We start from the raw sequence: 12,876 nt of genomic DNA, 5'->3' as shown, positions 1-12,876 counted from the left end.
GTACCGATCGCAACCCATTAAATGTGGAATAGTATAACTAACCTGCGACTGCTGTCGCCGTCAATACCAGCAATTGTCAAAATAATCTTGTTTTTCTCGACTTGGATTGTTGTGTGGCTTCCCGCAGCGATTGTGCTGGCGATCGCCCTCAAATGGCATCCACCCCAACCCCTGGGAAACAAAAAACTACCTTTACTAGCTTCTCTATACGTGATTGTTCCATTCATTTTGTGGGCGACAAGTTGGATCGAAAACACAACTTTTGCTAGTTGGGGTTGGGATTGGCAACCCGCAGTTGTGATATCATTAGTGGGGGGATTAGGATTAGGAATAATCAGCTTAGTAATTTTATTCGGTCTACAATTAACCGCAGGCTGGATCGAGTTAAAAAAAGGTGAAACTTCCACCGAAATAGGCGAAAAAAACATTAATTTTTGGGCATTAATTTTTAATCCTGCTAGTCTGCTGACTCTGTTATTAGGACTGTGGATTAGTGCCACAGAAGAGTTAATCTTTCGCGGCTGCTTGCAAACAATCCTCCAGCAAGATTACTCAATATTAATAGCAAGTGCGATCGCCAGTTTCATTTTTGCGATCGCCCATCTAATTTGGGCAGCCAAAGAAACTCTACCGCAACTGCCCGGATTGTGGCTGATGGGGATGGTTTTAACATTAGCCCGCATCGCCGACAATGGCAGTTTAGGATTGGCGATCGGCATTCACGCAGCTTGGATTTGGGGTATAACTACCGTAGATACAGAAGGCGCAATTAAACCTACTTCTAGGGTATCAGAATGGATTACAGGAATAGCCGCAAAACCCCTAGCCGGTGCAGCCGGAATATTGCTACTGCTAGCAACAGCAGCCGTACTTTTGTTAATTAAAAATTAAAACCTAATATCCCCAACCCCTTGAAAATTACCTATTCTCTTCCTCTGCGCCCTCTGCGCCCTCTGCGGTAAAAAAAGATTAGATTCAATAAAAAAACAAAACATAGATAACACAGCCATTAATCTGCAGTTAAAAATCAGACATTAATCCAAATGTCGATCGATAGTCACAATCGAAATTGGATTCAGCGCCTCAAAACGAGTCAAACTGCCCGCAGAAATAGAACGCGACAACTGCACCTGCAAGATGCGGTAACTCCAGTGCGGTTCCCGGCGCACCCGATCGCCAATCCAGCTCAAAACAGTAGCAATATCCTCAAAAACATCCAAAGCTAGGACGATCGATCCTCCAGCGAGCAGCCGCAGGGCGCAAACGCCCAAAATTTTGGTCAGCCCTTCACCGTAGCAGCCAATAAAAATCCGGTGTGGCGGGCGCAAGCGGTGCAAAATTTCCGGTGCCCTGCCATGAATCGAAAGCACGTTTTGCAGCTCAAAACGACTACAATTAAGTTCGATCGCAGAAGTACCAGAAACCGTTTGTTCGATCGCGTATACCTCAGACTGCGGGAATAAACGAGCAATTTCGATCGACACAGAACCGTTACCAGCACCCACATCCCAGACAACTTGTTCCGGCCGCAAAGCCAACTGTGCCAGCACCAACACCCGTACCTCCCGTTCCACCGTCAAACCAAGCCTGTCGCCGCCACCGATAAAAGCTGCATCGGGAATCCCCAACAAAGGCAAACTTGCCAAATCCAAAGCTTCTGCAGGCGGGAACACCCTCTGCATTACAACCACGCTCAGAAGTGAAAAAGACTCTCCCAGCAAAGCTTCTAGAGAATACAAGCCAACCTTCTCCTCTGGAGAACCCAAATTTTCGCAAACCCCAAACTGATAGCGTGCCGGCAAATCTAGAGCTTTCACCAAATTTGCTAAAGCCGCCGGAGTAAGAGTTTCGTCCGCGAGCACGGCAATTTTTTCCACACCTAACTTGAGTTTTGCCGTCAATTCCTCAAAATAACGTCCCTGGGAGGCCACAAAATGAGCATCCTGCCACGGGATTTGCAAGCGGTTGAAGGCCAGTTGCACCGAGCTCACATGGGGGTGAAATGTCAATTTATCTGGCGGAATTTGGGAAATTAGTAACTTTCCCCAGCCGTGGAACAGGGGGTCGCCTGCTACTAAAAGGACGATCGACCCTCGCCCCCTTTCCACCGTTTCCGCATCCGCCTCTAACTGCGGTTTTTCCGCCAACCAGCGCCGAATTTCGAGAATTGCTTCGGTTAAATCTTCCAACACCCAGCGCTCTCGACCGCGATCGGGAAAATAGCTCAAATGTCGATCGCTCCCTACCAGCAGAGCGGCCGTTCCTACAATCTGCCGTGCCGATTCGCTCAGCCCAGCAGCTCCATCTAAACCAATACCAACAACGTGTACAGTCACTATTTAAGCAAAAAGTAAAAAACCAGAATTACTGATTTTTCCGGGTTTATCATAAATTTTTTGCTTGATTTTGTTACCAAGCCAGAATAATTAAAGCATTTAATAGGCAGTATCCTGATACTTAAAACAGAGGAGATGGGAGAGGCGGAGAATGGAGAGTGGGGAAAATGGAGAGTGGGGAAAATGGAGAGTGGGGAGAATGGAGAGTGGGAGAATTTTCCTTGATTGAGTCCTCTGAATTCTGACTTGTATCCGTTAAAATCCCTACCTAGCTCGTTGCCGAACTTCCCTCTTCCCTCTTCCCTCTTCCTTCTTCCTTCTTCCTTCTTCCTTCTTCCTTCTTCCTTCTTCCTTCTCCCCTCTTGCTTACGTTAAAATTCAAAAACAGGCCAATCCGGTTGCCGCACGTAGCTAGTCATATCGTCAAACTTCCGCAGTTCGGCTCGGTGCACGCACAGTTCTTGTGGCGTGTCAAGCCATTGGTCATTTAACTCAGACATCACGGCGACCAAACGATCGCGGTCTAAATTCGGCCCGGTGTCGCCAAAATAAGCCAGAGTAATGTGTGCCGTCAAATGATATTGCTGTTCAATTCCTAAAGCAATTAAATCGGGATTTTGATAGATCGAGCGCCGAAACTCTAGAATTTGCTTGTAAGAGTTTTCGTCAGTCGGTGCCAAACAAACACCCACAGCCCTAGTCATCACCATCAACCCCAGCACAGTCCAGCGAATCTCCGGGCCTCCCGCCAAGGGTTTGCAGGTGGCAAAACACTCTTTCATTCGATCGCGCAGTTGCTCTTCAAATTCTGGATTGTTCTCAGAAGCATCTTGAAAAGCGCTGCTCCAAATCAGATCTGCCACGGTTAAATGGAAGCTATCAGGAGGCAGTGCTACGATCGCACCGTCCGCGATTTCCTGCAATAGCCGTTGTTGGACTGACTGCAAATTACTATAAAGAGCAGTATTTTCTGCATCTTCCCCCGCAGGTGGCGTAATCACCGAATAACCCGGAAAAGGTACAGGATTTCTGTGACCGGCTTCATCAGGCTTAAATTTTGGAGATTCCTGGATGTGTTCCATCTGGGACTTATAGGAGTCCAGCAGCGTCATTCGCGCCACCCGGTTTACGTAAGCTTGATAAGTATCATCCAATCTTGATTTCCTCGCGGTGAAATACTCCCACACCAAATTTTATATTATGGTGCGGGCTTCCAACAGTCGGATTCAGGATATGTTGGACAAGCCGACGATCGTGCGACTCAAATTTTTTCCTGTACAGAGCTTTAAATATGCAGTTTTACCTATTTTGGGGGGAAGACGACTTTGCGATCGCGCAAGCAGTCACAAAATTGCGCCAAACAGTCCTCGACCCCAACTGGGCTAGTTTTAACTATGACAAGATAATTGCCGATCGGCCCGAAGCAGTGATCGAAGGACTCGATCGAGCCTTAACACCGCCCTTCGGTAGCGGCAGCCGTTTTGTCTGGCTGACAAATACGACTCTCACCCAGCAGTGTTCTCCAGAACTGTTGGCCCAATTGGAACGGACGCTGCCGGTGATTCCCGCTACAACAGTGTTGCTGCTGACATCCATCAAAAAACCCGACAGCAGGCTCAAATCTACCAAGTTACTCAACAAGTCCGCCGAATTTCGAGAATTTTCACCGATTCCGCCTTGGAATGACAAGGAATTAGCCCAGCGGGCGCGCCAAGTTGCTGGCGAAATGAATGTCAAATTGACCGCCACGGCGATCGAACTTTTGGCCGAATCCATCGGTAGCGATACCCGTCAGCTATACAGCGAATTGGAAAAATTACGACTCTTTGCCGGCAACCGCAGCCAACCTCTCAACCCGGAAGAAGTAGCAGCATTAGTGCACTGTCACGCCCAGAATACCTTCCAACTAGCCGATGCAATTCGCGAGGGCAATACGGGAGGTGCTTTGGAGTTATTGGCGGGCTTAGCGGCCAAAAACGAGCCTGGTTTGAGGATTGTGGCAGGCTTGACTGGTAAGTTTCGGATTTGGCTGTGGGTAAAGGCAATGATCCAAGCGGGCGAGGGCGACGATAAAATTGCTCGATCTCTAGACCTTGGCAATCCCAAACGCATATACTATTTTCGTCAAGAAGTCAAGAACGCCAGCTTAGAAAAACTGCAAAAAAGTTTGCCGTTGCTCCTAGAATTAGAAGCTTCTTTAAAACGGGGGCGGGAAGAAGTCTCAACTCTGCAAATCAAAGTTATAGAACTTTCTAGCTTGTTTCACTGATGTCTTATTTTTCCTGCATCTGCAGCCCGAAGCGTCGTTTTTAGATTTTATTTAGATTTTCAATGCACTCCACAAATGAATCAAGGGAGCTTGCAGGAAATACTAAAAATTGGGGCGGATGGCGACTCTGTGACAGCAAATATCAGTGTTGGGCGGGATGAGTGTAAATTTTTACAACAAATTTTGCTGGCGCGTAGGTGCTTAATGCCCGATCGCAGGTCAAAAGGTTTTGAATAGATACGAGAAATAGTCTCAGAATGCCACACTAGAAGCTAATGTGGTAAATAAATATTGTCCGCGGCCTAACGCCGATCGGTTAATAATATTATTTGCCGGCTCTCCACCCCCCCCCAAAAAAAAAAGAGCGCTACCCATGACACAACAAAACCTGCAGGAACTTCTCAAGCAGGGCGATCCAGATACGATCGCATCTAGCATCAACCGTACACTCCAACCCAAAGGCATCAAAGCCGACGTGACGCGGGACAACGGCTGCCTCCACATAATTTTGGAGTCCAGCAAAGTACCGAGTCAAATGGCATTGGTCGATTTCATCCGCAACGGGATGACGAATTTGGGAGTCGAATCAATTCATACTGTCAAGGTTTACGGACGTCGAACAGGTGACGGCTCGGCTGCGTGGGAAGATGAAATAAATCTAATGCCCGAAGAGTCGCTTTACCCCTCCGAGAGTGGAATACCTGATGATTCTATAGGTTTAGATGATGTCGAACCCGAAGACGAAGACTATTATCAAGAATCAGAATTCGATCGAGATGACGGCGACGAAGACGAAGACGAAGACGAACACGAAGATATAGCCACGCCTGCGAAAAAACAATTCCCCAAATGGGTAATACCTGTGGGTATCTTAGTGCCTGTGGTGGCGATAGCAGGGCTTTACTTCACGGGAAATTTGCCCTTCGGCGGCTCGAACCCAGAACCAAGCGTCCCCGAAGCTGCTTCCCCCTCCCCCAAAGCCTCATCTGGCGCATCAAAAACCCCCACCGCACCCTCTCCAAACGCATCTGGCGCAACTCCAAAGCCAGTCTCTCCTGTACCCAAAGCCTCTCCCACAGCAGCGCCCGCCAGCCCAGCTCCGACATCTCCAGCGCCCAAGGCAGCTTCTCCTGCACCAAAAGCCGTCGCGCCTAAGCCAGATCCTTGGAGAGAAGGCGTTAACAACGCTCAGAAGGCGGCTGTGTTGGCCCAGACGGCTCAGTCTCAAAATGAGTGGATTGCAGTAGCAAGCGAGTGGCAGAAAGCAGTTGGGCTGATGAGAGCCGTGCCGTCAACTAGCCCGAACTATCAAAAGGCTCAGCAAAAAGCGACAGAGTATCAGGCTAATCTGATTGTGGCCAACCGCAGGGCGGCGGCAGCGCCTTAAGCTTTTCTGTTTCAAGATGCACTCGTTGGGTGGGGGATTTCTTGGGATGATGTGAAAGCCCAAAATTAGACTGGGTATGGGCAGACGGGGATACTGCTAAATGTATCAATGGGTAGGAGCATCTGGTGTTTTGCAAAAAGCATTTTTTGATGATAGTGCGATCACATCAAGTGCTCGCACGCTAAAATGCAAAACACCAGATGCTCCCCAATGGCTTTACTGGATTTAAATCCTATATTTCTGGAATCCATCAAAAATTGTTAAGCCCGCTCCCGATCGCCATTTCGATCGCCACACACAATCTTTCTGACGCAACAGCTTATATGGTTTCCAATCGATTGACCGAGCTCGCGATTGGTTCCTAGGCTCACACCAGGATGCACTACGAACCGTTTTTGTTATGTTAAATCGATCGCCCAGGATATTATTGCCAATTATTCAATTATTTAATTTTTAATCTAAAGTCTTCAATCTCAGACGGTATTGCTCCGGCATTCTTGCCAGTGTCTCTTCCCAATGCACAAATATTGGCAGAAGTCAAACGCTTGTGGGTGACGGGAAATTAGTATTGGGCCGGGAAAACTCCTCCCGGTGCGCGGGAGTTGCTGTGCCGTTGGTTTTGGGTGAGGCAGGGTCTACTTGGTAAACTTGGATGCGATCGCGCCCAAGTCGTTTAGCTTCATATAGCGCTCGATCGGCTGCGGCAATCAGAATCGAGGCCCCCGATTCAAAGGCAGGAACCATACTCGCTACACCCAGACTGACGGTGACGTATTGGCTCACCTGAGAACCAGCGTGAGGAAGCTGCAAAGCTGCGATTGTGAGCTGTATGTGTTCCGCTACTCGCACGGCTCCTTGAATCTCGGTATTTGGCAAAATTACGGCAAATTCTTCGCCTCCGTAGCGAGCTACTAAATCGGCGGGACGATCGACTGAACGGCCGATCGCGCTGGCGACTTGCCGCAAACATTCGTCTCCCCCTGGATGTCCGTAGGTATCGTTGTAACTTTTAAAAGAATCAATATCGCACAGAATCAGCGACAGAGGCGTTTGTTCCCTGGCTTGTCTGCGCCACTCAATGTCTAAATACTGATCGAACCGGCGGCGGTTTGCTAGCTGGGTGAGTGCGTCCAAAGTAGCCAAACGCTCTAACTTGAGGTTGGCTGCTTGCAATTGCTGGTAGAGTTCTGCTTGCTTGATCGCGATCGCCAACTGGGCGGCCAGATTCGACAGCAACTCCACCTCTAACTGCATCCACTGTCGGGGACGAGACTGGTGCGCCATCAGCAGCCCCCACAACTCCTCTCCTTGTACTAGTGGCACTACCAAATAAGCTTTCACGGCGAATTGTGCGAGCCAGTCAATTTGATATGGCGGCAAATCGGCCGCCGAGACATCGGCCACGGGTCGGATTGCTCGATGTTGGTACGCTTCGATATAGAACTCGTCAAAAGAGAAATTGTCTAGGGTTTCGCCCAGCATCGGCTTGCAGTTGGGAGCTACCGATTCTACTGTTACTGACCCCGTGGGTGCAGCGCAGAGATTGCCACTACAGGGGTGGAAGCGGACGATCATCACTCGATCGGCTTGAAGGAACTGGCGTACTTCGTTGACAGTCGTGCTGAGCACTTCGCCCAAATCCAGAGACTGGCGGATGTGCTGAGTAATTGTCGCCATCAGCAGTTCCCGTTCGTTTTGCTGTCGCAGCGCTTCTTCTGCCCGCTTGTACTCGGTAATATCTTGAGCGGTGCCGAAAATTTGTTCGGGTTCACCTGATGCTGTGCGGGCGAACACTTGATCGCGACAGCGGAACCAGCACCATTCGCCCGATCGATGTTTCAGTCGGTACTCCAACTCAACAATGCTGCCGTCTTGAGCCTGGGGAAATTTTTGCAGGTGGGCGGAAACCTTCTCCAAATCTTCTGGGTACACCAAACTGGAAAACAAAGCCGTTTCCATCTGTAAAATTTCTTGGGGATGGTAGCCGAGCAATTTAAAAGCCTGACCGTTAACGTAGACGTTACGCTGTTCGGTCAAATCGTAGATGTAGAGCAAATAAGGTGCCGCGTCTGCAATCTGCTGGATGAAATGTTGGCTCTCGCGCAATTCTTCCTCGACGCGCTGCCGCACTTGCACTTCTTCCAAAGCTTGATCCCGCATCGTGCGGTAAGCTTGGATGCGGTGAGTGAGGTCGGTCACGTCTTGAATCACCAACAGGGCGTAAAACGATTGGCCGTTCGATCCCAAAAAGTCGTAAGGCCAAATTGAACTCCCACTCTTTGAGGGCGCTGGAGAACCAACTGCTTCTGCTGGTGGTGCGATACCTTCTGGTTCCAACTCCACAGTCGATCGAACCAAGCCGATGACATCCAGTTCGGCAACGCCCGGTGGGAGTGCAGGGACAGCCGTCACAGTAGTTTGCTGGATGCGCTGCTGGCCGTCTTGCCAAGTTGCTGGAATCAGGTGCTTGTGAATTTGAGAAGAAAAAATTGTTGGCGGGCCTCCTGCAAAGATTTGCTCGAAGCGAGTTGCGTACTTTAGCTGGCTTAGGTGAGGAAAATGAGTTTTGATATTTGTTCCCAAGATTTGGTCGCGGGGAATTTTCGTCCAGTCTTCGAGACAGACATTCCAAAACAGCACCACAAAATCGTCTCGCAGCAAACACGCGCCGACTGGTACGCTGTCGAGAACTCCAAACTTTTCCTCAATAGTTTTGCTCTCTTGGATCATAGACCCCCGGCAAGTTGATTGATTGCAGTCAATAAGGTGTCAAAGGAATTGACATTGAAAATGAGGATGATATCTCCTTCAACGTGGAGTCTTTCAATAATGAAACGGGTCTGGGCTAATAAAACAACTGTATCAGTAGCCACACCGCCAGATGTCAGCAAAGTAGCGATCGTCCCTTCCATGTAATTGGGAATTGAGTAATTCAGGCGTTGTTGAAGTACGTTGCTGATTGCACCCATTACCCCGTTAATAACAATATTTCCCACTTCACTCAGCGTACCAATTTTGACTGCATCTAGGTCGTGAGTTCCGGCTTCTTCCCCGGTCAGCATGGTGACTAGACTGGCTGCGCTGTTGGTAGGAAAGACTAGCTGAGCAATGCCTCCAAAGGAGCCTGTAAATTTGAGCTGGACGGCGGCGATTTGTTCGCCATTGAGGTGTCCCTCTAATTGTGCTTGTACATCGGCGGGACAAAGGATTTGGAGGGAGGGGATTTGCAAGCGAATGGGAGATTCGATCATATCGTTCAAAATCCCCGCAGCTTGACCGATACCGATGTTAACAAGTTCTTGCAAAGCATCGATCTGTCGATCGGTTAATTTCATTGGGTACTCTCCTCGCTGGGACTGAGAGCTTTTTTGATCCACCCGAGCAGTTCGTCTGAGTTGGGCATTTTGTGTATGACTGCTAGGGCTCCGAGATCGATACACTCGCAACGGGTGGTGGATTGAATGTCTGCGGTAATTACGATGACTGGAATTTTATATCCTCGATCGCGCATGGCTTGCAGGACTTCCCTACCTTCCATTTCCGGCATCAACAGATCCAAGAGCATACAGTTTGGGGTTTTAGTGGCCAGCAGTTCTAGAGCTTCCGGGCCGCTCGATGCTTCCCAAGTCTCGTATCCTTCTGCTCGCAGGATTTTGCAGATTACCCTGCGAGTCAACCACGAATCTTCGACAACGAGAATTGATGTCACTACGTTCTCCTCCTTCTATTGTTTAGGACTGACCGGCGTTGCAGGTACTGTTTTTATCTTGACAGTAGTTTAAACTGCACCGAGGGCGCGCGATCGAGCTATCGGTCGAATTGCTGTTCTTAAAAATTAACGCATTAATGTATTGAATAGTTGAGTATCTTTTTCTCTGAAAATAAAAAACCCGGTTTCTGAGAGAAACCAGGTTTGCGGGAACTGTATTGCTCCGTGCGAACCGGCGCTCAGTTATAGATTACCAAACGCTTTTTGAGGGACTCTACTCGTCCTTTAGCAGTGGCATTATCTGGATCGCAGGCGAGAGCTTGTTCGTACATTTCCAAGGCCTGAGATATTAATTTTTTGCGCTCGTAAGCGTGACCCAGATTATTGAGAGATGTAACGTATTCGGGATCCAACTTCAGGGCTTCTTTGTAATTGCGGATCGCGATGTCGTACTGTTCTTGGCCGAAGTGTGCAAAACCCAGAGCGTTGTAAATAAACGCTGGATTTTCATCGCCTTCTAATTCTTGGGCTTTCAGAGCTTTTTGAAACAGTACGGTAGCCTGCGAATAAAGCTTCTTATCTACATAGATACTTCCTAGTTGGTAGTATTCCTGTGCTGTGCCTTTTTCGGTGGTCAGCTTATTTTCTAAGCGTTCCAGAGACATTTCCAGCTTCCGAGTTTTGAGAATTTGGCGGACAATAAACCAGGAACTGCTGCCAAGTATAGCCAGCAGAACTGACAGGTAAACAATCAGCAAATTACTATCCATGTTTTTTTTAAATTAGGTAGGTCTGTGGAGGGTTTTATTTATTTTAATGCGCGAGCAATCTTGAAAATTTGCTGCAACTGTATAAAAAACACGTAGCGATCGAATAGGGCGATCGCGATTGCGGAAAAAGCAAGAATTCAGAAGTAAGAACAAAGAAGGAAAAGTTAGTCTCAACCTCCTAAATTTATCAGGAGTTTTCCTTCTCTGGCAGATAGCTAAATCTTTCCTACTTCTGCTTTTTTCCTGCTCAAAACCGATCGAGCTTTCAAGCAGCAGCTCGGTTGGCCATTTCTACCACTTTACCGAAAGTTGCCGGGTCAATGATTGCCATTTGTGCCAGCATTTTGCGGTTGATTTCGATATTAGCCTTCTTCATGTTGCCGATCAGCTTGCTGTAACTTGTACCGTGTAGGCGAGATGCGGCATTGATCCGAGCAATCCACAGGCGGCGGAAATCGCGCTTGCGTTTTTTGCGATCTCGATAACTGTTACGCAGGGCCTGCATCACCCGCTGGTTAGCTGTGCGGAACTGTTTCGACTGTGCGCCTCGGAAACCCTTGGCCAATTTGAGAATTTTTTTGCGGCGCGCTCTGGCGACATTACCGCGTTTTACCCGTGTCATTTTTAATTTCCGTTAAACTTTACAAGTATGGAAGCATTAACCGGACGTTAGCGTCGTTGGTCTCATCAATGACGACCAGCTTAGATAGACGGCTTTTGCGAGCTGAACTTTTGTGTTGCAGCAAGTGGCTTTTGTAGGCTTTGCGGCGCACAATTTTACCGGTGCCGGTCGCTCTAAAGCGCTTTGCGGCTGCTTTGCGAGTTTTGAGTTTTGGCATGAGCTGGTGTTATTTGGACACAAGGCTCAAAGGTATCACGTTTTTGGTACTTTCTGCAAGGGAGATTTGCGGCGATATGTCAGGATGGGCGATCGGCTAATCTTGCAGTTGTTGGTGGCAGTTGACACCGCGCAAACGAATGTGAGACCGCAGTAGCGGTATAATTAAGGGTTATACCCCTGGGTTATCCGCAGGGTTAATATTTGAAAGCTGCTGGTGAGGCACGATAATTAAATTGAAGATGCAACATTAATTATTGATTATGGCGCTTAGAGAGTCCCTTGAAAAAATCATGTTTGAATATCCAGTGGTCAGTAACGACAACTTCAAGGGACATTCATTTGCTCGTTATGTCAGAAATGTAGTGCCGAAATCAATAAGTGGTTCGTTAAAATTACCAGAAATCTATAGGGTAAAAGCTTCTGCAGGTAATGGCTCTTGGGCTAAAGTTCCTTGGATAGCAATATTTAACAAGCTTGTGACTGAGAGTGTCATGTCGGGGTTTTACTGTGTTTATTTATTTCGCGCTGACTTCTCTGGCGTTTATCTTTTTCTCAATCAAGGAATAGCAGATAAAAGAGATCAGTTCGGACTTGGGGTGTCGAGAGAAATTTTAAGGGGTCAAGCAAAACTATTTAAAGATAAGCTTGGTTCTGACAAGCTCAGGGAATTTTCAGATCCTCTCGATCTTAAGCTTGATTCGATTCCAAAGACAACTACTGCTCGAAGGCTTGGAGTTGCGTATGAAGCAGGAAACATAGCATCGAAGTTTTATTCAAGGGAATCACTTCCTGACGATAAGAAGTTGGTAGGCGATGTTATGAAAATGCTTGAAATTTACTTCTCCCTGTTTGAGGAGGTTTCTTTGAAGAAGGAGGCTGATTCTGATTTGTTCCAGGAGGTTTCGTTGAAGAAGGAGGCTAAGAACAATGAAGCAGAAAGAGAATGGTTTGAAGATCCGACAAAGTATAGACTTCATCGAGTAACAGAACGAAATCAGACGTTATCTAGAAAAGTTAAAGAGTTGCAAGGATATGAGTGCAAAGCTTGCGGTTTTGATTTTGAGTCTCGATACGGAGAAATAGGCAGAGGATACATAGAAGCTCATCATAATGTTCCAATTTCCAACTTGAGCGGGGCAAAGATTCAACTAGATCCGCTTAATGATTTTACTGTGCTACGCTCAAATTGCCATAGTATGATTCATCGAATTAAACCAACGCCAACCGTAGAGGAGTTTAGGCAAAACTTGAAGATGTAGTATGAGTAAAGGCGTTTATATCAAAAAAAAAAAATAGGCTAGCCGTATTTCACAGCGCCTATCTCAATCAAAATTATAATGGCTCCCCGCAACGCCGTCTTACCTCAGCTTTTGACCTGGTATTTTACCAGGTGGGCACCGTTGGCTCGGACTTAAAGTTTCTGGGTACAAGCCCAGTTTACTGCTGTCCAAACATCTTGATTCCCGAGAGTTAAGAGTTATAGATCAAAAAAACATTATTGGCAGTCACCAACGTCGCAGTAGAACCTTTATTTAATATACAGCAACTAACCAGATTTTGGCAA

At 47.5% G+C, this 12,876-nt stretch carries 14 protein-coding genes and 1 other RNA gene; 6 read left to right on the top strand and 9 right to left on the bottom strand.

The window, feature by feature from the left end; genetic code table 11:
- Positions 1 to 21 precede the first annotated feature (21 nt).
- Positions 22 to 891, top strand: coding sequence for a CPBP family intramembrane glutamic endopeptidase (locus QT998_RS00255; RefSeq protein WP_333113694.1), 870 nt, complete (start codon positions 22 to 24; stop codon positions 889 to 891).
- A 143-nt stretch (positions 892 to 1,034) separates the two neighbouring features.
- Here QT998_RS00255 and cbiE read toward each other — a convergent pair whose 3' ends face one another.
- Together cbiE and QT998_RS00245 are read right to left on the bottom strand one after the other, a co-directional pair.
- The gene (gene cbiE / locus QT998_RS00250) at positions 1,035 to 2,336 is read right to left on the bottom strand and encodes a precorrin-6y C5,15-methyltransferase (decarboxylating) subunit CbiE (RefSeq protein WP_333113697.1); all 1,302 of its coding nucleotides are present in this window, start codon (positions 2,334 to 2,336) and stop codon (positions 1,035 to 1,037) included.
- A gap of 371 nt (positions 2,337 to 2,707) precedes the next feature.
- Complete coding sequence (locus QT998_RS00245; protein WP_333091350.1) at positions 2,708 to 3,448, bottom strand: DUF1868 domain-containing protein; 741 nt, start codon at positions 3,446 to 3,448, stop codon at positions 2,708 to 2,710.
- 179 nt (positions 3,449 to 3,627) lie between these two features.
- Between QT998_RS00245 and holA the strand changes: the two genes are divergently transcribed.
- The 4 genes from holA to QT998_RS00225 all read left to right on the top strand — a co-directional run bounded on the left by holA (position 3,628) and on the right by QT998_RS00225 (position 6,221).
- The gene (gene holA / locus QT998_RS00240) at positions 3,628 to 4,605 is read left to right on the top strand and encodes a DNA polymerase III subunit delta (RefSeq protein WP_333113699.1); all 978 of its coding nucleotides are present in this window, start codon (positions 3,628 to 3,630) and stop codon (positions 4,603 to 4,605) included.
- Positions 4,606 to 4,680: 75 nt separating this feature from the next.
- A complete protein-coding gene (locus QT998_RS00235; RefSeq protein WP_333091231.1) occupies positions 4,681 to 4,842 on the top strand; it encodes a hypothetical protein in 162 nt (53 codons plus the stop codon).
- A gap of 136 nt (positions 4,843 to 4,978) precedes the next feature.
- Positions 4,979 to 5,992, top strand: coding sequence for a hypothetical protein (locus QT998_RS00230; protein WP_333091229.1), 1,014 nt, complete (start codon positions 4,979 to 4,981; stop codon positions 5,990 to 5,992).
- A 100-nt stretch (positions 5,993 to 6,092) separates the two neighbouring features.
- Positions 6,093 to 6,221, top strand: coding sequence for a hypothetical protein (locus QT998_RS00225; RefSeq protein ID WP_333091228.1), 129 nt, complete (start codon positions 6,093 to 6,095; stop codon positions 6,219 to 6,221).
- A gap of 308 nt (positions 6,222 to 6,529) precedes the next feature.
- Here the strand turns inward: QT998_RS00225 and QT998_RS00220 are convergent, their stop codons facing one another.
- The 6 genes from QT998_RS00220 to rpmI all read right to left on the bottom strand — a co-directional run bounded on the left by QT998_RS00220 (position 6,530) and on the right by rpmI (position 11,310).
- Positions 6,530 to 8,722 (bottom strand): sensor domain-containing diguanylate cyclase, encoded by a 2,193-nt coding sequence (locus tag QT998_RS00220; RefSeq protein WP_333091226.1) that lies wholly within the window; start codon positions 8,720 to 8,722, stop codon positions 6,530 to 6,532.
- Positions 8,719 to 9,327: a chemotaxis protein CheC gene (locus QT998_RS00215; protein ID WP_333091225.1), complete on the bottom strand. Its 609-nt coding sequence runs from the start codon at positions 9,325 to 9,327 to the stop codon at positions 8,719 to 8,721. The genes QT998_RS00220 and QT998_RS00215 overlap by 4 nt, the downstream gene beginning before the upstream one ends.
- On the bottom strand, positions 9,324 to 9,701 hold the full coding sequence (locus QT998_RS00210) for a response regulator (RefSeq protein WP_194009996.1): 378 nt from the start codon (positions 9,699 to 9,701) through the stop codon (positions 9,324 to 9,326). Before QT998_RS00210 ends, QT998_RS00215 begins: the two co-directional genes overlap by 4 nt.
- 239 nt (positions 9,702 to 9,940) lie before the next feature.
- Positions 9,941 to 10,471 carry a tetratricopeptide repeat protein gene (locus QT998_RS00205; protein WP_194009997.1) on the bottom strand — a complete coding sequence of 177 codons (531 nt, stop codon included), beginning with the start codon at positions 10,469 to 10,471 and terminating at the stop codon, positions 9,941 to 9,943.
- Between the two features lie 265 nt (positions 10,472 to 10,736).
- Positions 10,737 to 11,093 carry a 50S ribosomal protein L20 gene (gene rplT, locus QT998_RS00200; protein WP_333091222.1) on the bottom strand — a complete coding sequence of 119 codons (357 nt, stop codon included), beginning with the start codon at positions 11,091 to 11,093 and terminating at the stop codon, positions 10,737 to 10,739.
- Positions 11,094 to 11,112: 19 nt separating this feature from the next.
- Entirely contained in the window at positions 11,113 to 11,310 is a 198-nt protein-coding gene (gene rpmI / locus QT998_RS00195) for a 50S ribosomal protein L35 (protein WP_194009999.1), read from the bottom strand.
- 262 nt (positions 11,311 to 11,572) lie between these two features.
- On the opposite strand from rpmI, the gene QT998_RS00190 reads away from it, so the two are divergent.
- The gene (locus QT998_RS00190) at positions 11,573 to 12,571 is read left to right on the top strand and encodes an MrcB family domain-containing protein (protein WP_333113702.1); all 999 of its coding nucleotides are present in this window, start codon (positions 11,573 to 11,575) and stop codon (positions 12,569 to 12,571) included.
- Between the two features lie 79 nt (positions 12,572 to 12,650).
- Here the strand turns inward: QT998_RS00190 and ssrS are convergent.
- A non-coding RNA gene (gene ssrS, locus QT998_RS00185) (6S RNA) lies at positions 12,651 to 12,838 on the bottom strand.
- Positions 12,839 to 12,876 lie beyond the last annotated feature (38 nt).

It is taken from the genome of Microcoleus sp. S1D4 (assembly GCF_036700765.1).
Taxonomy (GTDB): Bacteria; Cyanobacteriota; Cyanobacteriia; order Cyanobacteriales; family Microcoleaceae; genus Microcoleus.
This window is presented reverse-complemented; position numbering and strand designations above follow the sequence as displayed.

Coding starts and splice junctions, on each gene's coding strand:
- QT998_RS00255 (WP_333113694.1), top strand. CDS start 22: ATGTGGAATAGTATAACTAACCTGCGACTGCTGTCGCCGTCAATACCA.
- QT998_RS00245 (WP_333091350.1), bottom strand. CDS start 3,448: ATGACGCTGCTGGACTCCTATAAGTCCCAGATGGAACACATCCAGGAA.
- holA (WP_333113699.1), top strand. CDS start 3,628: ATGCAGTTTTACCTATTTTGGGGGGAAGACGACTTTGCGATCGCGCAA.
- QT998_RS00235 (WP_333091231.1), top strand. CDS start 4,681: ATGAATCAAGGGAGCTTGCAGGAAATACTAAAAATTGGGGCGGATGGC.
- QT998_RS00230 (WP_333091229.1), top strand. CDS start 4,979: ATGACACAACAAAACCTGCAGGAACTTCTCAAGCAGGGCGATCCAGAT.
- QT998_RS00225 (WP_333091228.1), top strand. CDS start 6,093: ATGTATCAATGGGTAGGAGCATCTGGTGTTTTGCAAAAAGCATTTTTT.
- QT998_RS00220 (WP_333091226.1), bottom strand. CDS start 8,722: ATGATCCAAGAGAGCAAAACTATTGAGGAAAAGTTTGGAGTTCTCGAC.
- QT998_RS00215 (WP_333091225.1), bottom strand. CDS start 9,327: ATGAAATTAACCGATCGACAGATCGATGCTTTGCAAGAACTTGTTAAC.
- QT998_RS00205 (WP_194009997.1), bottom strand. CDS start 10,471: ATGGATAGTAATTTGCTGATTGTTTACCTGTCAGTTCTGCTGGCTATA.
- rplT (WP_333091222.1), bottom strand. CDS start 11,093: ATGACACGGGTAAAACGCGGTAATGTCGCCAGAGCGCGCCGCAAAAAA.
- rpmI (WP_194009999.1), bottom strand. CDS start 11,310: ATGCCAAAACTCAAAACTCGCAAAGCAGCCGCAAAGCGCTTTAGAGCG.
- QT998_RS00190 (WP_333113702.1), top strand. CDS start 11,573: ATGGCGCTTAGAGAGTCCCTTGAAAAAATCATGTTTGAATATCCAGTG.